The 21437-nt window shown below is 62.3% G+C and carries 15 protein-coding genes; 10 read left to right on the top strand and 5 right to left on the bottom strand.

What is annotated here, in order from left to right; all coding sequences use genetic code 11:
* Nucleotides 1–2: 2 nt before the first annotated feature.
* Nucleotides 3–2693, top strand: a complete 2691-nt coding sequence (locus RAN89_RS08360) for a bifunctional acetate--CoA ligase family protein/GNAT family N-acetyltransferase (RefSeq protein ID WP_313869126.1) — start codon at nucleotides 3–5, stop codon at nucleotides 2691–2693.
* Nucleotides 2694–2817: 124 nt separating this feature from the next.
* Entirely contained in the window at nucleotides 2818–4281 is a 1464-nt protein-coding gene (locus tag RAN89_RS08355) for a DegQ family serine endoprotease (protein ID WP_313869125.1), read from the top strand.
* A 54-nt stretch (nucleotides 4282–4335) separates the two neighbouring features.
* Here RAN89_RS08355 and RAN89_RS08350 read toward each other — a convergent pair whose 3' ends face one another.
* Together RAN89_RS08350 and RAN89_RS08345 are read right to left on the bottom strand one after the other, a co-directional pair.
* Entirely contained in the window at nucleotides 4336–4758 is a 423-nt protein-coding gene (locus RAN89_RS08350) for a methylglyoxal synthase (protein ID WP_313869124.1), read from the bottom strand.
* 9 nt (nucleotides 4759–4767) lie between these two features.
* Nucleotides 4768–5325 carry an HNH endonuclease gene (locus RAN89_RS08345; RefSeq protein WP_313869123.1) on the bottom strand — a complete coding sequence of 186 codons (558 nt, stop codon included), beginning with the start codon at nucleotides 5323–5325 and terminating at the stop codon, nucleotides 4768–4770.
* Between the two features lie 178 nt (nucleotides 5326–5503).
* Here RAN89_RS08345 and RAN89_RS08340 point away from each other — a divergent pair, with 178 nt between their 5' ends.
* From RAN89_RS08340 to RAN89_RS08320, 5 genes are all read left to right on the top strand, one after another.
* Entirely contained in the window at nucleotides 5504–6502 is a 999-nt protein-coding gene (locus tag RAN89_RS08340) for a bifunctional riboflavin kinase/FAD synthetase (protein WP_313869122.1), read from the top strand.
* 131 nt (nucleotides 6503–6633) lie between these two features.
* Nucleotides 6634–9522 (top strand): isoleucine--tRNA ligase, encoded by a 2889-nt coding sequence (ileS, locus tag RAN89_RS08335; RefSeq protein WP_313869121.1) that lies wholly within the window; start codon nucleotides 6634–6636, stop codon nucleotides 9520–9522.
* Nucleotides 9522–10046: a signal peptidase II gene (gene lspA / locus RAN89_RS08330; RefSeq protein WP_428984491.1), complete on the top strand. Its 525-nt coding sequence runs from the start codon at nucleotides 9522–9524 to the stop codon at nucleotides 10044–10046. Before ileS ends, lspA begins: the two co-directional genes overlap by 1 nt.
* 35 nt (nucleotides 10047–10081) lie before the next feature.
* Nucleotides 10082–11740 carry a Na/Pi cotransporter family protein gene (locus tag RAN89_RS08325; protein WP_313869120.1) on the top strand — a complete coding sequence of 553 codons (1659 nt, stop codon included), beginning with the start codon at nucleotides 10082–10084 and terminating at the stop codon, nucleotides 11738–11740.
* A gap of 128 nt (nucleotides 11741–11868) precedes the next feature.
* Nucleotides 11869–12795, top strand: coding sequence for a hypothetical protein (locus RAN89_RS08320; protein ID WP_313869119.1), 927 nt, complete (start codon nucleotides 11869–11871; stop codon nucleotides 12793–12795).
* Nucleotides 12796–12859: 64 nt separating this feature from the next.
* Here the strand turns inward: RAN89_RS08320 and RAN89_RS08315 are convergent, their stop codons facing one another.
* Entirely contained in the window at nucleotides 12860–13855 is a 996-nt protein-coding gene (locus tag RAN89_RS08315) for a quinone oxidoreductase family protein (protein WP_313869118.1), read from the bottom strand.
* 109 nt (nucleotides 13856–13964) lie between these two features.
* Between RAN89_RS08315 and RAN89_RS08310 the strand changes: the two genes are divergently transcribed.
* Nucleotides 13965–14867 (top strand): DMT family transporter, encoded by a 903-nt coding sequence (locus RAN89_RS08310; RefSeq protein WP_313869364.1) that lies wholly within the window; start codon nucleotides 13965–13967, stop codon nucleotides 14865–14867.
* A 6-nt stretch (nucleotides 14868–14873) separates the two neighbouring features.
* Nucleotides 14874–16619 (top strand): glycoside hydrolase family 13 protein, encoded by a 1746-nt coding sequence (locus RAN89_RS08305; protein ID WP_313869117.1) that lies wholly within the window; start codon nucleotides 14874–14876, stop codon nucleotides 16617–16619.
* Here RAN89_RS08305 and RAN89_RS08300 read toward each other — a convergent pair whose 3' ends face one another.
* Nucleotides 16620–17786: an MFS transporter gene (locus RAN89_RS08300; RefSeq protein ID WP_313869116.1), complete on the bottom strand. Its 1167-nt coding sequence runs from the start codon at nucleotides 17784–17786 to the stop codon at nucleotides 16620–16622.
* A gap of 143 nt (nucleotides 17787–17929) precedes the next feature.
* Between RAN89_RS08300 and RAN89_RS08295 the strand changes: the two genes are divergently transcribed.
* Nucleotides 17930–18889, top strand: a complete 960-nt coding sequence (locus RAN89_RS08295) for a helix-turn-helix transcriptional regulator (protein ID WP_313869115.1) — start codon at nucleotides 17930–17932, stop codon at nucleotides 18887–18889.
* Here the strand turns inward: RAN89_RS08295 and RAN89_RS08290 are convergent.
* On the bottom strand, nucleotides 18886–21408 hold the full coding sequence (locus RAN89_RS08290; RefSeq protein ID WP_313869114.1) for a chemotaxis protein CheW: 2523 nt from the start codon (nucleotides 21406–21408) through the stop codon (nucleotides 18886–18888). The genes RAN89_RS08295 and RAN89_RS08290 overlap by 4 nt on opposite strands.
* Nucleotides 21409–21437 lie beyond the last annotated feature (29 nt).

The raw sequence follows: 21437 nt of genomic DNA, 5'->3' as shown, positions 1-21437 counted from the left end.
CCATGGAAAAGCATTACCTGTCCCCTCTGTTTACCCCGCAATCGGTCATCGTGTTTGCCGGGCAGGTGGATGCACCTGAGCAACTGCCGCCTCAGGCATGCATGCTGGTGGCCGCCCTGCAGGCCCAGACATTTACCGGCCTCCTGCGTTTTCTGGACATCCACAGCACCGGCACCCTGGCAGACCTGGCGCAATCGCGCGCAGACCTGGCGGTCATCGCCCTCCCACCTGAGGATCTGACCGCTGCGCTGGAAATTGCAGGGCGCATTGCCTGCAAAGCCGCAGTGATTGTGTCCAGTGGCATCAGTGCAGAGCTGGCAGCATCCCTGGCCAAAATCGCCAAACGGGAAGGCGTGCAACTGCTGGGCCCGAATTCTTTGGGCTTGCAACGCCCGCAGTTGCAGCTCAATGCCAGCCTCGCCGGCCCCTTGGCACACCGCGGGCCGCTGGCGCTGGTGTCGCAGTCGGGCGCCCTGGCCTCTTCCATGCTGGACTGGGCTGCCAACAACGCTGTAGGCTTCTCCACCGTCGTGTCATTGGGCCCCCACACCTCCGTGGATTTGGCGCACGTGCTCGACTTTCTGGCCAATGACGCACAGACCCAAAGCATCGTGGTCTACATGGAGGGCATTTCGGATGCCCGCCGGTTCATGAGTGCCCTGCGTATGGCTGCCAACGCCAAACCGGTGGTGGTGCTCAAGGCCGGGCGTCGCCCTGCCGGCAATGAGGCCGCCCAAACCCACAGCGGCGCCATAGTGGGCAGTGACGATGTGTTCGACGCTGCTCTGCGCCGCGCAGGCGCCGTGCGGGTGCGCTCTTTCGTGGAGCTGTTCTCGGCAGCCAAGTGCCTGGCATCGCGCTACCGCCCCGTCGGCAAGCGCTTGGCACTGGTCACCAACGGGGGCGGCCCCGGCGTGCTGGCCGCCGACTGGATCAACGAACTCCAGCTGGAACTCGGCAGGCTTTCTGCCAATACCGCAGAAACCCTCAAACCCCTGCTCCCGCCGTTGGCCTCCTTAACGGATCTGATTGATCTGTCGGAGGAAGCGGACGCTGAACACTTCAAGGCAGCGCTGGACGCTGCCGGCAAGGACCGGGGCGTAGACGGCGTGTTGGCCATCTATTCGCCCAAAGCGGGCCACGACGCGTCTGCGGTGGCCACCGCCCTGGCAGAGGTCAAAAAAACCATAGGTAAACCCTTGCTCTCCTGTTGGATGGGCGACAGCACGGTCAACGCGGCACGTGGCATCCTGAAAGCCGCCGAGATACCCAGCTTCAGAACTCCGGAAGCCGCAGTGGGCGCCTTCGGGAACATCGCTTCGTTCTATCAAAACCAGCTGCTCTTGCAGCAAACGCCACCACCGCTCTCCACGCTGGCCAAGCCGGACATTGAAGGCGCGCGCCTGGTGATCGAAAGCGTGCTGGCCGAGCGGCGCAAAGTGCTTACCGAGATGGAGTCCAAGACCCTGCTCTCGGCATTCCACGTTCCCGTCACCCGTACCATCCTGGCCCGCAGCGCCAACGAGGCCATGATGATTGCCACACAGCTGGGTTTTCCGGCAGTGCTCAAGATCGACTCGCCCGACATCAGCCACAAATCGGATGTGGGCGGCGTGGCGCTGAACATCATGAACGCCACCGGTGTGCGTGACACCTACAACGACATGATGCAAACCGTGCAACGCCTGCGCCCCGATGCGCGCATCAACGGCGTCACGGTGCAGAGCATGGTGCGCTCCCGCCATGGCCGTGAGATCTATATCGGACTGGTCACGGATGACCCGTTCGGACCGGTCATTGCCTTCGGCGCCGGCGGCACCATGATCGAGTTAATCAACGACCGCGCCATGGAACTGCCCCCGCTCAACCAGTTTCTGGCGCGCCGCCTCATCGAGCGCTCGCGCGTGGCCGAGACCTTGGGTGAATGGCGCGACAACGCACCCGCCAACATCGACCTGCTGGAGCAGATATTGCTGCGCATCTCCGAGATGGTGTGCGAGCTGCCCCAGCTGCGCGAGATGGACATCAACCCCATCATCGTGGATGAACATGGCGCGCTCGCGGTGGATGCGCGCATCGTCATCGACAACGCGCCGCAAGGCGTCAGCAGCCGCGTTCACAACTACAACCACCTTTCCATACTGCCCTACCCCGCCCAGTACGAGCAACTCTGGCCCATGCGCGGGGGCGGTGAATACACCGTGCGCCCGGTGCAACCGGACGACGCGCAGATGCTGCAGGACCTGGTGCAAGGCCTTTCCAAGGAGAGTCGCTACTTCCGCTTTGTCTCCAGCATGCATGAGCTGCCCCCCGCCATGCTCGCCCGCTTCACACTGATTGATTACGACCGCGAAATGGCGCTGGTCGCAGTGCACAAAACCCGCACTGCGGGCGAAGACGGTGAGATGCTGGAAACCGAACGCATCATCGGTGTGTCGCGCTATGTGACCAACCCTGACAAATCGAGTTGTGAGTTCTCTTTGGTGGTGGCAGACGAGTTTGCCGGCAAAGGCCTGGGCTCGCGGCTGATGATGTCCATCATGGACGTGGCACGCGACAAAGGCCTGAGCGAAATCGAAGGCCTGGTGCTCACCCACAACCCCGGCATGCTCAAGCTCATGCGCAGCCTGGGCTTCACCGTCAAAACCTTTGAAGAAGACGCCGATTTCAAGCTGGTAAGCCACCCGCTGTAGCCCCTGCCGCGGGGGCAGCCTCTGCACACAGACACTTCACATTTCTTTGCATTTTCGGGCTGGAACTCGGGCCGGCGCGTCCCTATCTGAAGCAGGTCTTGACTGTTTCTTGAAGGATGACACCATGCAAACGAAAGATCGTTCCCTCTACCTCAAAGCAACATTCATCGGCGTCCTGGCGTCCAGCTGCTTTCTGGGCGGCTATGCGCTATCGCAGCGCAATCCTGCCGCTGCGCCGGCCGACACGCCTGCCTCGGCCTTCAGCCGGGCCATCGATGCCCGTGGCGCCCTGCCTGCCAGTTTTGCCGACATTGCCGAGCAACAAGGCCCGGCGGTGGTCAACATCAGCGTGCAGGGCACGATCAAGACCAGCGCGCGTGGTGGTGGCCCGCAGCTGGACCCGCGCGACCCGTTTTATGAATTTTTCCGCCGCTTTCAGCCGCCCGCAGAGGCCGACGACGCGCCCACCCGTGGCACCGGTTCCGGCTTCATTGTGAAGGCCGATGGCGTGGTGCTGACCAACGCACATGTCGTGGCCGATGCCAGCGAGGTCACCGTCAAGCTCAAAGACAAGCGCGAGTTCAAGGCCAAGGTGCTGGGCATCGACAAACTGTCGGATGTCGCGGTGCTCAAAATCGATGCCAAGGACCTGCCCACCGTCAAAATCGGCGACCCAAAAACCAGCCGCGTGGGGGAATGGGTGGTGGCCATCGGCTCGCCCTTCGGATTTGAGAACACGGTGACAGCCGGCATCGTGTCCGCCAAATCGCGCAGCTTGCCCGACGAGGGCTATGTGCCCTTCCTGCAAACCGATGTAGCCATCAACCCCGGCAACTCCGGTGGTCCGCTGTTCAATATGGCCGGCGAGGTCATCGGCATCAACTCGCAGATCTACAGCCGCAGTGGCGGCTACCAAGGCCTGAGCTTCGCCATTCCGATTGACGTAGCCATGAAGGTCGAAGGCCAGTTGCTCGCGCACGGCAAGGTCAGCCGAGGCCGCTTGGGCGTGACCATTCAGGAAGTCAGCCCCGAGCTGGCCGAGTCCTTCGGGCTGGACAAGCCCGCCGGCGCCCTGGTGAACTCGGTGGACAAAGGCAGCGCCGCTGACAAGGCCGGTTTGCAGGCGGGCGATGTGATTTTGAAGTTCAACGGCACCGCCATCAGCCAGTCCAGCGAACTGCCGCCCTTGGTGTCTGACACTGCCCCAGGCAGCAAAGCGACGGTGAGTGTGTGGCGCCAGGGCAAGCCCAAGGAACTGAGCATCACACTGGGCCAGATGGATTCGGGCAAGGTCGCCGCTGAATCTGCCGCTCCGCAAGACAAGCAACTGGGCCTGGCGGTGCGCCCCCTGAGCCGTCAGGAACGCGCCGAAGCGCAAGTCGCCGGCGGTTTGGTGGTGGAGGAAGTGGCCGATGGCCCTGCCAAGCGTGCCGGCCTGCGCAGCGGCGATGTGATCCTGTCGGTCAACGGCGAGCTGGCCAGCTCACCCGACACACTCAAGAGCCAAATAGGCCAGGGGCGCAAGAAACTGGCGTTGCTGGTGCTACGCGGTGAAGATCGCCTGTTTGTGCCCGTGACCGTGGGGTAAGCACCCATTCAGCGCGAAATCGGCCTCCAGCGCCCGTCTGATGTGCGCGAGCAGCTATGCTTTCAGGAGCAACTGCGCAAGCACCAGGCGCGCGCTGGACAGGTTGGTGGCACAGGGCACGTCATGGACGTCACAGGCGCGCACCAAGGCATTGATGTCGGGTTCGTGCGGCTGCGGGGTCATGGGGTCGCGCAGGAAGATCACCGCGTCTACCTCGCCCACCGCAAGGCGCGCGCCGATTTGCAAGTCGCCACCCCAGGGGCCGCTGAGCATGCGCTCCACCTGAAGGCCCACCTCATCGACCAAGCGGCCGCCCGTGGTGCCGGTGGCCATCAGGGTGCAAGTTTTCAGGTAGGGGGCGAACTCGCGGGCGAGCGCCACCATGGTGTCTTTTTTGCGGTCGTGCGCAATCAGGGCGATGCGCGGGCGGTCAGACGGGGTGCGGGTAGCGGGCTTTTGGGCAGGGCTGGTACTCATGCCCGCATGCTAAACCAGCAAACGGGACGACGCCGGCACATGCGCCATCAAAAACTCCATCTGGTCCGCAAGAATGCGGCGGTTGCGCAGGATGAAGTCCTCCCACAAGCTGGGCACATAGGGCGTGTACAGCAGCGGCATGTTGGCCTGCTCGGGGGTGCGGTGGCTCTTGCTGTGGTTGCACGGGCGGCATGCGGTGACCACATTCATCCAGTTGTCGATACCGTTCTGGGCAAAGGGGATGATGTGCTCGCGCGTCAGGTCGTTTTCATGGAAGTGCCCGCCGCAGTAGGCGCACACATTGCGATCGCGGATGAACAATTTGGCATTGGTCAGGCCGGGGCGCAAGTTGAAGGGGTTGATGCGGGGCACGCCACGGGTGCCGATGATGCTGTTGACCCGGATGACAGACTGCTGCCCGGTGACCGCGTTATGGCCGCCGTGAAACACCGCCACCTCTGCGCCGGCTTCCCAGCGCACTTCGTCCGCGGCGTAATGGATCACCGCCTGTTCCAGCGATATCCAGGACTGGGGCAGCCCTTGGGCCGACAACTTCAAGACTTTCACGCAACGCCTCCATCAACGGTTCAAACAACCACCAACACAAGTCTGCAAAGGTCTGCAAGTGCGCACCGGACAAGCCGTCCGGGCCCTGCTAGGTCACAATATACCGTGTTTCCATGACAAATTGGCTTCAGGCGCTGATGCGATGTGCGCGGCCTGCTATCAAAAAGATAACAACTCCATGAAGGTTTTTCGCGGTTTCAAGCACCCCGGCGTGTCCGAGGCGTGCGCGGTGACAATTGGCAACTTCGATGGTGTGCACCGGGGCCACCAGGCCATGCTGGCCCTGCTCAAAAGCGAGGCGCAGCAACGCGGCGTGCCCAGCTGTGTGCTGACCTTCGAGCCCCACCCGCGCGACTATTTCGCCAAACTGCACCAAAAACCCGAGCTGGCCCCCGCCCGCGTAGGCACCCTGCGCGACAAGCTGGACGACCTGGCCAAGGCCGGTGTGGACCAGACTATCGTGCTGCCTTTCGACGCCCGGCTGGCCAACCAGAGTCCGCAAGACTTCATCCAGCAAGTGCTGCAAGTCGGCTTGGGCGCCCGCTACGTGCTGGTGGGCGACGATTTCCGCTTCGGCAAGGCCCGCGCTGGCGACTACGCCCTGCTGGATGCCACCGGCGAGGCCCATGGCTTCGACGTAGCACGCATGAATTCCTACGAGGTCCATGGCCTGCGCGTCTCCAGCTCTGCGGTGCGCGACGCCCTGGGCCAGGGGCGCATGCAAGATGCAGCCCGCCTGCTGGGCCGGCCGTATTGCATCAGTGGCCATGTGGTGCACGGGCGCAAACTGGGCCGCACCCTCGGTTTCAAGACCCTGAATTTGCGTTTTGCGCACTGGAAGCCTGCCGCCAGCGGCATTTTTGTGGTGCTGGTCCATGGTCTGGCCGCCAAACCCTTGCAAGGTGTTGCCAACCTGGGTGTGCGCCCTTCGCTGGACCCCAACGATGTGAACCGCGGCCGCGTGCTCCTGGAGACCCATTGCCTGGACTGGCCTGCGGAACTGGGCCCTGAGGGGGCCTACGGTAAAATCATTCGCGTGGAACTGCTGCACAAACTGCACGACGAATTGAAATACGACGGTCTGGACGCCCTGACGCAGGGCATTCAAAAGGACCGGGATGACGCGCGCGCCTGGCTCGCGGCGCACATCAGCCTTCCCGGCGGCACCCGAATTTGACGGGGCCGGCCCTCGCGGCCACCCGACGCACTTTGCCCCGCGTCACCTGCCCCTTCAGGCTGCCTTCGCCCGTGCGACGGTAGCCGCCTCCCCGAATTGCTTGTACAAAGCCTCCAAACCGAGAGTTGGCCATGACAGAACCCGTTGATTACCGTAGCACCCTGAACCTGCCCGATAGCGCCTTCCCCATGCGCGGCGACCTGCCCAAACGCGAGCCGGCCTGGGTCAAGACCTGGAACGAAGAGGGTTTGTACAAAAAACTGCGCGACGCCCGCGCCGGCCAGCCCCTTTTCGTGTTGCACGACGGCCCGCCCTACGCCAACGGCAAGCTGCACATCGGCCACGCGCTGAACAAGGTGCTCAAGGACATGATCGTCAAGAGCAAGCAGCTCGCAGGGTTCGATGCGCAATACATCCCCGGCTGGGACTGCCACGGCCTGCCCATCGAGAACGCCATCGAAAAGCTGCACGGCCGCAACCTGAGCCGCGACGACATGCAGGCCAAGAGCCGCGCCTACGCCACCGAGCAGATCGACCAGCAGCGCGAGGATTTCAAGCGCCTGGGCGTGTTGGGTGACTGGGAGCGCCCCTACAAAACCATGAACCCCGCCAACGAGGCCGGTCAGATCCGCGCCTTCAAGCGCGTCATCGAACGTGGCTTTGTGTACCGGGGCCTGAAGCCGGTGTACTGGTGCTTTGATTGCGGCTCCAGCCTGGCCGAGTTCGAAATCGAATACGCAGACAAGAAGAGCGACACGCTGGACGTGGCCTTCGAATCCAACGACGCGGCTGGATTGGCAAAAGCCTTCGGCCTGAGCGCCCTGCCTGCGGGCAAGCAAGCCTTCGCCGTCATCTGGACCACCACCGCCTGGACCATCCCCGCAAACCAGGCACTCAACGCCCACCCCGAGCTGGAATACGCGCTGGTGGACACGCCCAAGGGCGTGCTGCTGCTGGGCGCCAGCTTGGTAGAAAAATGCCTGGAGCGCTTCGGCCTGACTGGCGCCGTGCTGGCGACTGCCAAGGGCGAAGCCCTGCGCGGCCAGGTGTTCCGCCACCCGCTCTACGACTTGCCTGACAGCGGTAATGAATACAGCTACAAGCGCCTCTCCCCGCTGTACCTGGCCGACTACGTGAGCGACGGCGACGGCACCGGCATCGTGCACTCCTCGCCCGCCTACGGTGTGGATGACTTCAACAGCTGCATCGCCAACGGCCTGAAATACGACCAAATCCTGAACCCCGTGCTCGGCAACGGCGTGTACGACGCCGAGCTGCCCCTCTTCGGCGGCCAGCACATCTGGAAGGCTTGCGCGAACGTCATCGACACTCTGCGCGAACACGGCCGGCTGATGGCCACGGTGGGCATCACCCACAGCTACCCGCACTGCTGGCGCCACAAGACGCCGGTGATCTACCGTGCCGCTGCCCAGTGGTTCATCCGCATGGATGAAGGTGCGGGCGTATTCACCCAAGACAAAGCACCCAAGACCCTGCGCCAACTGGCGCTGGACGCCATTGAACAGACCAGCTTCTACCCCGAAAACGGTCGCAGCCGTTTGCGCGACATGATCGCCAACCGCCCGGACTGGTGCATCAGCCGCCAGCGCAGCTGGGGCGTGCCCGTGCCCTTCTTTTTGCACAAAGACAGTGGCGAATTGCACCCCCGCACCATGGAAATCCTGGACCAGGCGGCGGACATTGTGGAGCAAGGCGGTATCGAGGCCTGGAGCCGCGTGACCGTAGAGGACATTCTGGGCACAGCCGACGCCCCCAGCTACACCAAGAGCACCGACATTCTGGAAGTCTGGTTCGACTCCGGCTCCACCTTCCAGCATGTGCTGCGCGGCAGCCACAAGGATGCCTACGCCGTGCCCCCTTTCCACGCTGAAGGGCCTGAGGCCGACCTGTACCTCGAAGGCCACGACCAGCACCGCGGCTGGTTCCACAGCTCGCTGCTGCTGGGCTGCGCACTCTACGACCGCGCACCGTATCGCGGCCTGCTGACCCATGGCTTTGCCACCGACGGCCAAGGCCGCAAGATGAGCAAGTCGCTGGGCAACACCGTCGAGCCGCAAACCATCACCACCAAGATGGGCGCCGAGATCGTGCGCCTGTGGGTAGCCAGCACGGACTATTCCGGCGACCTGAACATCGACGACAAGATCCTGGCCCGCGTAGTGGATACCTACCGCCGCGTGCGCAATACGCTCAAGTTCTTGCTGGCCAACGTCTCCGACTTTGACCCGGCCAAAGACGCGGTGCCTGCGGAACAGTTGCTGGAGATCGACCGCTACGCGCTGGCCCGCGCTGCCCAATTGCAGGCTGACATCCTCGCGCATTACAAGGTGTACGAGTTCCACCCCGTGGTGAGCAAGCTGCAGGTGTATTGCAGCGAGGACTTGGGCGCGTTTTATTTGGACGTGCTCAAAGACCGCCTGTACACCACCGCAGCCAACTCCAAAGCCCGCCGCTCGGCACAAACCGCGCTGTGGCAGATTACCCAAGCCATGCTGCGCTGGATGGCGCCCTTCCTCAGCTTCACCGCTGAAGAAGCCTGGGCGGTATTGGGTGCTGAAGGCAAAACGCCCGAAGCGACCAAGCTCTCCATCTTCCTGGATGGCTACTCCACGTTTGCCGCGCCGGACGAAGCTTTGCTGGCCAAGTGGGCCCGCATCCGTGCGGTACGTGAGGCGGTCAACAAAAACATTGAGACTCTGCGTGCGGCAGGCCAGGTGGGCGCATCCCTCCAAGCCGAGGTGACGCTCACGGTGCCTGCAGAAGAGTTTGCCATCCTGAGCAGCTTGGGCGAGGACCTGAAGTTTGTATTCATCACCAGCGCTATCACTTTGGTAGCTGGTGGCGCACAATCCATCAGCGTCGCAGCCTCCAATAACGTGAAATGCGAGCGTTGCTGGCACTACCGCGCCGACGTTGGAACAGATGCCGCACACCCCACCTTGTGCGGCCGCTGCACCAGCAATTTGTATGGCGCAGGTGAAGCCCGGAAGTTCGCGTAATGGCCCGCAACAACAAAGGCTTCGGCAAGACCTTCAGCAAGGGTTCCGGCAACAGCGGCGGCATGCTGCAGTGGCTGGGCCTGGCCTTTATCTTGCTTCTGGCGGACCAGTTCACCAAAACGCTGATCGTGGGTTACTACCATCTGGGTGACAGCACTTATGTCACCAGCTTCTTCAATATCGTGCGGGTCCACAATACCGGCGCCGCGTTCTCGTTCCTCGCTTCGGCGGGTGGCTGGCAACGCTGGTTTTTCACGGCATTGGGCTTTGTGGCGGCCGTGGTCATCATCTGGCTCTTGCGTTCGCATGCGGGACAAAAGCTGTTCAGCTTTGCCATGGCCTGCATTTTGGGCGGGGCTGTCGGCAACGTGATAGACCGCTTGATCCACGGTTATGTGGTGGACTTTCTGGACTTCCACTGGAATGGCATGCACTTTCCGGCCTTCAATGTGGCTGACTGTGCCATTTCAGTGGGGGCCATGTGCCTGATACTGGACGAACTGTTGCGGGTCAGAAAAACCTGATCCGGTTTCACTGCGAATTGCTTTAAGGACCCTGCGTGACCCACCTGCTGAATCTGTTTGCCGCGATAGCGTTGTTGGTGTGGGGGACGCAGCAGGTACGAACCGGGATACTTCGGGTGTTCGGTGCCAATCTGCGCACCATCCTGTCCCGCAGCGTCAGCAACCGGTTTGCCGCTGCCATCTCCGGCATCGGGGTGACTGCCGTGGTGCAGTCCAGCACGGCCACCGCGCTGATCGTCTCCTCGTTCGTAGGGCAGGGCCTGATCAAGTTACCCGCGGCACTCGCCGTAATGCTGGGCGCCGACATCGGCACCAGCCTGATGGCCGTCGTGTTCTCCCGCGACCTGTCCTGGCTTTCGCCCCTGTTTATTTTTGTGGGAGTGGTGCTGTTTATTTCCAAACAGTCCACCACACCCGGTCGGGTAGGCCGCGTACTGATCGGGCTGGGCTTGATGCTGCTGGCACTCAAACTGGTCACCCAATCCACCGCCGTCCTCACTCAGGCACCTGCCGTCAAAGCACTGCTAGGCAGCCTGAGCAGTGACCTGTTGCTGGAGCTGCTGGTAGGCGCCACCTTGGCCGTGGTGTCGTACTCCAGCCTGGCCATCGTGCTGCTGACTGCAACACTGGCCAGTACCGCGGTGATACCGGTAGATGTGGCCCTCGGGCTCGTGCTGGGTGCCAACCTGGGCAGCGGCCTGCTGGCCGTTCTGACCACGCTGAACACCAATATAGAAACCCGGCAGGTACCGCTGGGTAACCTGGTGTTTAAGGTTCTGGGCGTGCTGGCCGTGTCGCTATTCCCCGGAGTGTGGATGCGTGTAGCCGGCCCCTACATCAGTGATGCAGCCACTTTGGTGGTGGGCTTTCACCTCGCGTTCAACATCGGAGTGGGCATTGCGTTTATCGGCTTCACCCAGGTTGTGGCCGGGTGGGTGGAACACTGGCTGCCCAAGCCCGACAAAACCACCGTGGCCGGCCGCCAGCGCCACCTCGACCCCACGGCACTGGCCACCCCCAGCCTGGCGATTTCGTGTGCGGTGCGCGAAGCCATGCACCAGGCTGATGTGGTGGAAGCCATGCTGATAGGCAGCATCAAGGTCATGAAGGAAAGCGATGTGAATCTGGCGCAGGAACTGCGCAAAATGGACGATACGGTGGACGAGCTCTACAGCGACATCAAGTACTACCTGACCAAAATTTCCCGTGAGGCGCTGGGCGAGAACGAAGCCAAGCGCTGGACCGACATCATCAGCTTCACGATCAATATGGAGCAAATCGGCGACATCATTGAGCGGGTGATCCAGGACATTGAGGACAAAAAAATCAACAAAGGCCGCCAGTTCTCGGAAGCCGGTTTGGCCGAGATTTGCGAACTGCATGCCCGTCTGCTGGACAACTTGCGCTTGGGCATGAGCGTGTTCCTGAACGGCAATGTGCGGGACGCGCGCCGTCTTCTGGAAGAAAAAACCAAGTTCCGTGATCTGGAGCGCCAGTACGCTGCCACCCACATCGCCCGTCTGGCCGACAACACGCTGCCGAGCATCGAAACCAGCTCGCTGCATCTGGATTTGATCAGCGATCTCAAGCGCATCAACTCGCATATCTGCTCCATCGCTTACCCGATTCTGGATTCAGCAGGCGAGCTGGCCCCCAACCGTTTGCGCTTGCCACAGGAAACCTCGGGGCGCTGAAATAGCCGCCCGGTTTGAGGCGGATCAAAGTCAAGAAACCTCGATGGACAGGGGGATGACTTAAAATCGGTGCCTACTGGCGTGACCGGCTCTTCCGGTGTTGCGCACCTCTCGCACCCGAGTCCCCTATGAGCACCACAACTAGAAAAACCCTGATCCTGGCCGCCCTGTTGGCGCTGGCTCCTTGTACGGCCTCTTGGGCTCAAAGTGTGGTCATAGCCCAGAATGCCCAGCCTGCCCCGGAGGCAACCCCAGCTGCAAACGCGGTGACCACCAAGTTCGACAAAGCCATCAACAAGGATGAGAACTGGTACTTCTCCTGGGGCTACAGCCGACAGCAGTACGCACCATCGGACATCCGGGTTTCCCAACCTGAGCTGGGCAATGACTTCACCATTCGCAAAGCCAAAGGCAGCGACTTCCCTTCCAGCGTCGGCGACACCATCAGCTCGCTGTTCAACCTGGACTTCACCAATCCGCAAGAAAACATCCGGATCGGCAAATTCCTCAACCCCGAAAAAACATTTGCGGTCGAACTCAACATCGACCACAGCAAATACAACGTGGACTACGGCCAGACCGTGGCGGTAGACGGCACTATCAACAATGCCGCCGCGCCTTCCACTTTGGCCATCACACCGCAGAACTTCAACTACGCACTGCACAACGGCCTGAACCACATCATGATTAACGCGGTCTGGCTGCACCGCCTGCGGGGCCCGGAGCAAAAGCCGGGTGACTTGCAGCTGATCAGCCGTGTGGGCGCCGGCATCTTGCTGCCCCATGCCGATAACGTGATCTTCGGCAACGCCAATGAAGTGGGCCCCAAGAACGAAAACGTCTGCTGCTTCAAAAAGAACGATTGGTGGCAAATCAACGGCTGGACCGCAGGTGTAGAGGTCGGCCTGCGTTACCGCGTGTACAAATCCATGTACGTCGAACTGACCAACAAGATTGCCTACGGTGTGCTGCGTGGTGTGCCGGTCTACAAGGGCACAGCCGATCAGGAACTCTGGATGAACGAGCAGGTGCTTTCCGCAGGCTTCTTGTTCTAAAGGGTCAACACCCCAACAAAAAAGGGCACACCATACGGTGTGCCCTTTTTTTATCTATCTGGCTTTACAGGGTCAGAATAGTGCAGCCCGTCGTCAGGCGGGCTTCCAGGTCTTTGTGGGCCTGTTGCACATCCTCCAGGGCATAGCGCTGGGCGATGTGGATTTTGACTTTGCCACTGAGCACCATGTCGAACAAGTCGTCCGCCATGGCCTGCGTGCTTTCGCGCGTGGCAATGTGGGTAAACAGGGTTTGGCGCGTCACATAGATGGAACCCTTGGTCCCGAGGATGCCGGGCGAGAACGGGGCCACGGGGCCGGAGGCATTGCCGAAGCTGGCCATCAAGCCGAAGGGGGCCAGACAGTCCAGCGACTTGTCCCAAGTGTCTTTGCCCACCGAGTCGTACACCACTTTCACCCCTTTGCCGCCTGTGATCTCCTTGACACGGGCCGCAAAGTCCTCTGCTCTGTAATTGATAGCATGCTCCGCACCATTGGCGAGCGCCAGAGCACATTTTTCTTCTGAACCCGCAGTCGCAATCAGGCGCAAGCCCAACGCCTTGGCCCACTGACAGGCAATCAGCCCCACCCCACCAGCCGCCGCATGGAAGAGCACAAAGTCGCCGGCCTGCAAGCCGCCTTGAGGCAGCGTGCGCTTGAGCAGGTACTGAGCGGTCAGGCCCTTGAGCATCATGGCGGCACCGGTCTCGAAGCTGATGCCGTCAGGCAGCTTGCACACGCACTTGGCGGGCATCACCCGTACTTCGCAGTAACTGCCCGGCGGCTGGCTGGCGTAGGCGGCGCGGTCGCCCACCTTGAGATGACTCACGCCCTCGCCCACTGCCTCAATCACGCCCGCTGCTTCCATACCCAACTGCACCGGCAGATTCATGGGGTACAGGCCGGAGCGCTGGTACACGTCGATGAAGTTCAGCCCCACCGCATGATGGCGGATGCGCACCTCACCGGGGCCGGGTTCGCCCACAATGACCTGCACCAACTGCAGCTGTTCGGGGCCGCCATGCTGGGCGATGTGAATGGCGCGGGATGTCACTGAACTCATGGTTTTGTCTCCATCGATGGTGGTTGTTATGAACGCACAACATGGTGCCAGAAATCGGCAACAACCGCAGGCCGGCGACAGCTTTGCACTCCTTGCTACAGTGCAGGCCATGACTCAACGCCTGACCCCGACCGCCGCCCTCCTGTTGGTGATTCCTCCCCTGATGTGGTCCGGCAATGCAGTGGTAGGCCGTATGGTGGCGCCGGTGATTTCGCCCATGACGCTCAACCTGCTGCGCTGGGCCATTGCTTTCCTGATTTTGCTGCCCCTGGCCAGCCGCGTGCTGCGCGCTAACAGCGGTTTGTGGCCGCAATGGAAACGGTTTGCCCTGCTCAGCCTGTTCAGCATCGGTGGATACAACGCACTGCTGTATCTGGCGCTGAACACCTCCACCGCCATCAACGTCACGCTGGTGGGTGCCAGCACACCGGTGTGGATGTTGCTCATCGGCCGCCTGCTGTTCAAGGCACCGGTGTCGCGCAAGCAATTGTTGGGCGCGGTGCTGTCCATAGGGGGGGTGCTGCTGGTGCTGGGCCGTGGCGACTGGCAGGTCATCACCCATTTGCGCCTGGTGCCCGGTGATGTGTATGTGCTGCTGGCGTCCATCGGGTGGGCTGCCTATAGCTGGTTGCTGGCCCACCCCACCCCCGAGTCCGAAGACATCCGCTCCGACTGGTCCACCTTCTTGATGGGGCAGATTGTGTTCGGGCTAGGCTGGTCTCTGGCGTTTACCAGCGGTGAATGGCTGCTCACTCCCGCACACATCGACTGGAGCCTAGGGCTTGCCGCCGCACTGGCATTTATTGCATTGGGGCCCGCGGTCATTGCCTATGGCACTTGGGGGGCCGGCGTCTCTCGTGCGGGCCCTGCGGTAGCGGGGTTCTTCATCAACCTCACGCCCTTGTTCACGGCAGTCCTGTCATCCATCTTCCTGGGTGAAGCGCCCAAGTTGTACCACGCGCTGGCCTTTGTGCTCATCGTCTCCGGCATTGTTCTCTCTTCCCGCAAGTAAGCATCCATGAACGCCCTCACACGCACCGGTACCCCCTGGTGGAAGCAAAGCTCCGTCTACCAGATCTACCCCCGCTCGTTTGCTGACAGCAATGGCGACGGCATAGGCGACCTGCCGGGCATCACGTCCCGCTTGGACCATCTGCAAACGCTCGGTGTCGATGTGGTGTGGCTCTCGCCCATCTACAGCTCGCCCAACGACGACAACGGCTACGACATCTCGGACTACCTCAACATCATGGCCGAGTTCGGTACGCTGGCCGACTTCGACACCATGTTGGCGGCCATGCATGCACGCGGCATCAAGCTCATGATGGACCTGGTGGTCAACCACAGCTCGGACGAGCACCACTGGTTCACCGAAGCGCGCAAAAGCCGCGACAACCCGTACCACGACTACTACATCTGGCGCGAGCCGCAGGCGGACGGATCACCCCCCACCAACTGGGAAGCCGCGTTCACCGGTTCCGTGTGGGAGTGGAACGAGCCTACCGGCGAGTACTACATGCACATGTTCAGCAAAAAACAGCCTGACCTGAACTGGGAGAACCCTGCGCTGCGCCAGGAGGTGTATGCCCTCATGCGCTTCTGGCTGGACCGCGGGGTGGACGGTTTCCGCATGGACGTGATCAACATGATCTCCAAACCCTGGAATGCCGATGGCAGCCTGCCGCAAGCGCCGGTGGTACGCGAAGGCTTTTTGCAGCCGGGTTTCGCCCTGAGCTGCAACGGCCCCAAGCTGGGTGAATTCCTGCGGGAAATGCGCGAGCAGGTGCTGAACCACTACGACACCATCACCGTGGGCGAGGCACCGCTGGCCACCATCCGCCAGGGCGTGGAGCTGACCCACGCGCAGGAGGGCGCGCTCAACATGCTGTTCCAATTCGAGCACATGGACCTGGATTGCATCAGCGGCCACCCCAACGGCAAGTGGGCCCTCAAGCGCCTGCACCTGCCCGACCTCAAAGCCAGCATGATGCGCTGGCAGGATGCACTGGCCGAGCATGGCTGGAACAGCCTGTACTTGTGCAACCACGACCAGCCCCGCCCGGTATCCCGCTTCGGGGACGACGGTGTTTACCGGGTGCCAAGCGCCAAAATGCTGGCCACCTTTTTGCACGGCTTTCAGGGCACGCCCTATGTGTACCAGGGCGAAGAGCTGGGAATGACGAATGTGCAGTTCCCAAGCATCGAGGACTACCAGGACATCGAGATCCGCAATATGTACCGCGTGGCAGTGCACGAGCGCGGCCAGGACCCGCAGCAGGTGATGCAATCCATTTGGGCCAAGGGCCGGGACAACGCGCGTACCCCCATGCAGTGGAGCGATAGCCCCAACGCAGGTTTCACCACCGGTACCCCGTGGCTGGCGCTGAACCCGCGCTACCCGGAGATCAATGCAGCCCAAGCAGTGGCCGATGCAGACTCGGTGTACCACCACTACCGCCAGCTGATAGCCCTGCGAAAGCAGGAGCCTCTGCTGGTGCACGGCCGCACGGAGATGTTGCTGCCGGAGCACCCCCATGTAGTGGCCTACATGCGGACTGCAGAGAGCGACAGTGCCCGCCTGCTGGTGCTGTGCAACTTCAGCGTCGAGCCACAAACTGTGGTGTGGGATGGCGCGTTGAAGTTCGAAACCGCAGAGCTGCTGCTGGGAAACTACCCGACAGATAACGCTGAACTGGCGCAGCGGCTGCAGAGTCCGACCCTGCGCCCCTTTGAGGCACTACTGGTCAAGCTGCGCCCACACTGATCAAGCCGCCTTCTCCGGCACATATCGGGCGCTGAGGGCGAGGATGGTGGCAGCCACCACCACCACCGCCATGGCAGCGGTCAGCGATGCATGCTGCGCGATCACACCAATCAGCGGCGGACCGACCATAAAACCGGCATAGCCGATGGACGAGACTGCAGCAATCGCCGCCGCCGGCGTGGTGCCCGGCACGCGGCTGGCTGCACCGTAGAGGATGGGAACAATCATGGCCAGCCCCGCACCCACCAGCCCGCAGCCCACGATGGCCACCCACGGCTGCCCGACGATGAGCACCACCGCCATGGACACCGCAGTGATGGTGCCGCTCACCTGCAGCAGCCGCTGCTCGCTGTGACGGGCCCGCAGCCGGTCGGCGGCAAAGCGCATCACTGCCATGGCCCCGGCACAGGCGGAGTAGCCCAAGGCCGCCAGCTCGTGTGGCATGCGCACTTCCTGCTGCAGGTAGAGCACGCACCAGTCAAACATCACACCCTCGGCACTCATGCCTGCAAAGGTGAGCAAGCCCATGATGAGCAAGGCGCCACGCGGCCAGGTGAAATGCACTTTGGGCTGGGTGCTGGGCGTCGGCGTGGGCAGCATCCAGCGCGAGCCCACCAGAATGCACAGCGCCACCAACACGGCCACCACCGACAACTGCCAGGTGGCAGGAACCCCGGCGCGCAAGAGGCCGGACGCCAGCGCCGCACCACCCATGGCCCCCACGCTGAACATGCCATGCAAGCTGCCCATGATGGGCCGCCCCCCTGCGGTCTCCAGCACCGAGCCTTCGGTATTGATGGCCACGTCGTACACGCTGAGCGAAGCTCCAAACACCAGCATGGACGCCAACACCCACGGCAGCCCCGGCCAATGCAACACCATGCTCAACATGGCAGCCATTACCACCGCACAAGCCGCCGCAGCATTGCGCGCGCCCAGCCGGCCAATCACTCGGCCCGCGAAGAACAATGCTGCAATTGCCCCCAGCGCGGCCGCCACCAGCACCAGCGAGAGCGCTGCCTCGCCCAGGTCGTACTGACGCTTGACGGAAGGAATGTGCACGCCCCACACCGCGCTGAAGACGCCCAGCACGGTAAACAGCCCCCGCGTCGCCCAAATGGCGCGGCGGATTTGCGCGGGCGTGCCGTGATGTTCAGCTGCGTGCATGGGCAGCCTCCGAAACGAAAATAGCGAAATTCTTAGAAAATTGCGCAGAGTTCAAGATAACTGAGGCTCGCGAAAACAGGTTTTCCATCGCCATAGCGTAATCATTAGACTGATACTCTCGGTAGGAATTCGATACCACTCCCATGTCAAAAGTAGTAAAAATCCTCGATAGCATCGATGGCGATGGCCCCTGCATTGCCGCCATTGCCTGCGATCACCCGGATGCGCCCGTGCACGCCAGCCACATGCGCAGCGCGCTGGCCGGGTTTATCCACGAAGCGGCGTCCGGCACCCTGCCATTGCGTAACCCGCCGCCTTTGCCAGAGGACAGCCTGCGCGGCGCCGGGCACATGCATTTGCACGCGGAGGTGTTTTTGCAACTGCAAGGGCAAACGACATTTACCTTCCCGCACGCGCAGCTCACTCTCATGCCGGGCGAGGTACTGGTGGTACCGCCAAAGCTGCTGCACGACGAGTGGGTGAGCGGAAGTGAGGGACAGGCTTTTTCCAACATGGTGATCTCTGCGGACAGCCAGCGCATGTCCTGCCACCTGGCCCATGAAGACCGGCCCGGCCACCCCGCCAGCTTGTACCTGGAGACTTGCAGCCACCTGGAGGCCATGCGCATTGAGGGCTGGCTGCGCGATGCAGCCCGGCCGCCTGCGCAGGATTCACCCGGGTTGTGGCCGCTGCAACAACGGGCCTTGCTCGCGGCTGCGCTTAGCAGCGTGGCCCGCTTGCTGGATGCTCCGCAAAAGACCCTGTCGCAAGAGCCGGCCTTGTTGAGCCAGCTGCGCCGTTTGGTGCAAAACCGCATGGGCGAGGTGGACCTGACGGTCGCTTCATTGGCCCAGGAGTTGGGCTGCACGGCGGACTACCTGTCGCACCTTTACAGCAGCCACACCGGCGATCACCTGTGGCAGGTCATCCTGCAGCAGCGCCTGGCCCGCGCTGCCCGCTTGTTGACGGAAGGCGATGCTGCCGTCAAAGAGGTGGCATGGTGCTGCGGATTTGCCAGCGCCAGCTACTTCATCCGCTGCTTCCGCCAGCATTTCGGGCTCACGCCCAAGGCCTACCGCACGCGCCGTGTCGCTACAGCCTAGTCGTACACGCGCTCGAAGCAGGCTTTCACGTCCACCACCTGCACCAGCACATCGCCGCCATTGGCCTTGATGAAGGCCCTCACCAGCGCGGGCCGGCCAGCGCTGCCGCCGAAGGGCGTCGGAATGATCTGATCGGTGCGGAACTCGGTGACACCATGCAGGGCATCCACCAGCAGGCCGAGCAAGCGATCCTGATGGCGCAGCACAATGATCTGGCTGCTCTTTTGCACCACTGCGCGACGGCCGGTCAGCAACAGGCACAAGTCAAACACCCACACCGAAGCCTGCTCGCGGCCGTTTTGCGTCCAGGCCATCAGGCCTACCCGCCCGCGGCCATCGTCTACCGGTACCGAGGTGAGCTTGGCCGCCGACACGGCCTCTTGCACATGCTCTGCAGAGAGGGCAAACAATTTGCCATCGCCCCAGAAGGTGGCGTACTCCGCGCGCTCGCCACCTTGCAGGCCTACCAAGGGCAGCTCCAGGTCAGCGCTGCGGCTCTGGCCTTCACGCACTGCACCCAGAGCGTCGTACACCACGGCAATCACGTCATCTCGGTAGCCATCGCTGGTTTTGAACTCCCGGTAGCCCTGGGATGCGGCGCTGCCCATGATGGTGTAGTTGCCGCCGCGCTCCACTACTTTGGACAGGCTGCGCCCGGAAGGCAGCTGCTGCACCTCGGCCTGCAGAGCCAGTTGGCTGCCTACCGGCATGGCCGGGTCGGTGCTGGCAATGACTTTGCCTGCGCGGTCCACAAACAAGGCCTGCATGCCTGGGCGCTCGCCCACACCGCTGCGCAGCATGGCGGTGAATTCCGGTGCCGAATTGAACACAATACCCACACCCCCCACCACCCGGTCCGGGCGCAGCGGGTCGCGCACGGCCGCGTGGTAGGTGTAGGTGGACTGGCCGCCATAAAACGGGTCCGCGCCGAAAGGCGTAACGTAGTAGTCCTGCTCGGTGCGCAGCGCCTTGACCCGGGACAGCGTGAGCGCATCGAGTTGCTCACCGGCGATGCCGGGACCATGGGTTTCATCGAGCTCGGTACTGGCCACAATGCGCCCCTCCGCGTCGTACACAAACAAGCGGGTGTAAACGGTGTAGAGCGAATTGATGTAACGGAGGATGCCGGTCACCTCCTCGGCCAGCGCATCGGTCCACACCGGCGCACTCAGTGCCTGGCGCAGCTCCGGCGTCAGAGCCCACCAGCGGCAGTCGTCGGAGCGCTCGTACAAGTTGCGATCCAACAAATCCACCAGCAAGCGCGCCACAAACTCAGCCTTTTGCAGGCTGGTGTTGAGCACAGTTTCATACAAATCGCCAATTGACTTGGCAAACAGCGCGTTGCTACGCGCACCGGTTTCGCTGATCTGCGCGAGGATGGCCTTGAGCTTGCTCAGGTCGCCCTGCTGACCGGCCGACATGACCTGCCCGTTCCACACCACGCAGCGTATGGTCTCGGCCGCAGCCATGATTTCAAACAAAGGCCCCGAGAGGGCCTGCGCGTGCGACAGCAAACCGCTGCGCATGCCCGCATCCAGCGCGGCCAGGGCTTGGGTGTCGCGCCCGGTGAAGGCGATGTCCACCGGAATCATGACCTGCCCTTGCCAGCCCGGCGGGCCGGGGTAGCCCTGATAGCCGCCTGAGCGGAAGGTGCGTACCAAATACTGCCGCCCCATGAACACCCACAAACGTGGCGATGCGCTGTGATTCACCGGCACCACCGAGCCCAGCGGAATCCAGGTCGGATCTGCGGACTCGATAACCCGGTTATCGCCATCCAGCAGCAGCATGTTGGAGCGTTTGGCCGCATCGCGGTGCGAGCGGAAGATGCCCGCCATTTCCTGCTCGAAATGAAAGCACAGGCACAGCACGCCCACTACCCGCTGCGTCTGGGGGTGCAGCATGCGCTTGGAGTAAATCAGGGCCAGGCGCTTGTTGGGGCGAAGTTGGCTGAAACGGAATGTCTCCACAAAGCCGTCGCTGGCCAGCGTATGCGCGATCAGCGGGTCGTCGGAGCCCTCCATGGGCGTGGTCTCGTCGATCTGGACCAGCACGTTGCCCGCGGTGTCGAGCAACATGATTTCGTCATACACGGTGTATTTGGTGGCATAGGCCCGCAAGCGCGCGCGGGCGGCGGCCTGGTCGTCGGTGATGCCGGCCACAAAGTTGCACAGCTCGTTGTCGGTAGCCAGAAAGCCGACGTCGGCAGTGCGCTCGTACAGATTGCGCACCACGATGTCGATGACGTACTGCGCCTGGGTGCCGATTTCATCAAGCACCGTGCCCACTTTCTCACTGACCAGGCTGGCCACCAGCTCATGCTCCAGCCGGGTAAAGCCCTCGCGGGTGGCGGCCATGGTGGGGAGGATGGCTTGCGCCTCGTCCGGGCAGTTCATCTTGGCGGACGACTCGATCAGCCGCCACATCAGGTTGAGTTCGTGCAGGGCGCCTTCACACCGGATCACATCCCGCATGTAAGGCAAGAAGGTGTCGATATCCAGCCTGACTGCTTCGGTCATGGTTCCAACTCCCTGTGTTCGGGGCCTGG

This window comes from Rhodoferax mekongensis, assembly GCF_032191775.1.
Lineage (GTDB): Bacteria > Pseudomonadota > Gammaproteobacteria > Burkholderiales > Burkholderiaceae_C > Allorhodoferax > Allorhodoferax mekongensis.
The sequence above is the reverse complement of the archived record's forward strand: the minus strand, read 5'-3'. Positions and strand labels throughout refer to the sequence as shown.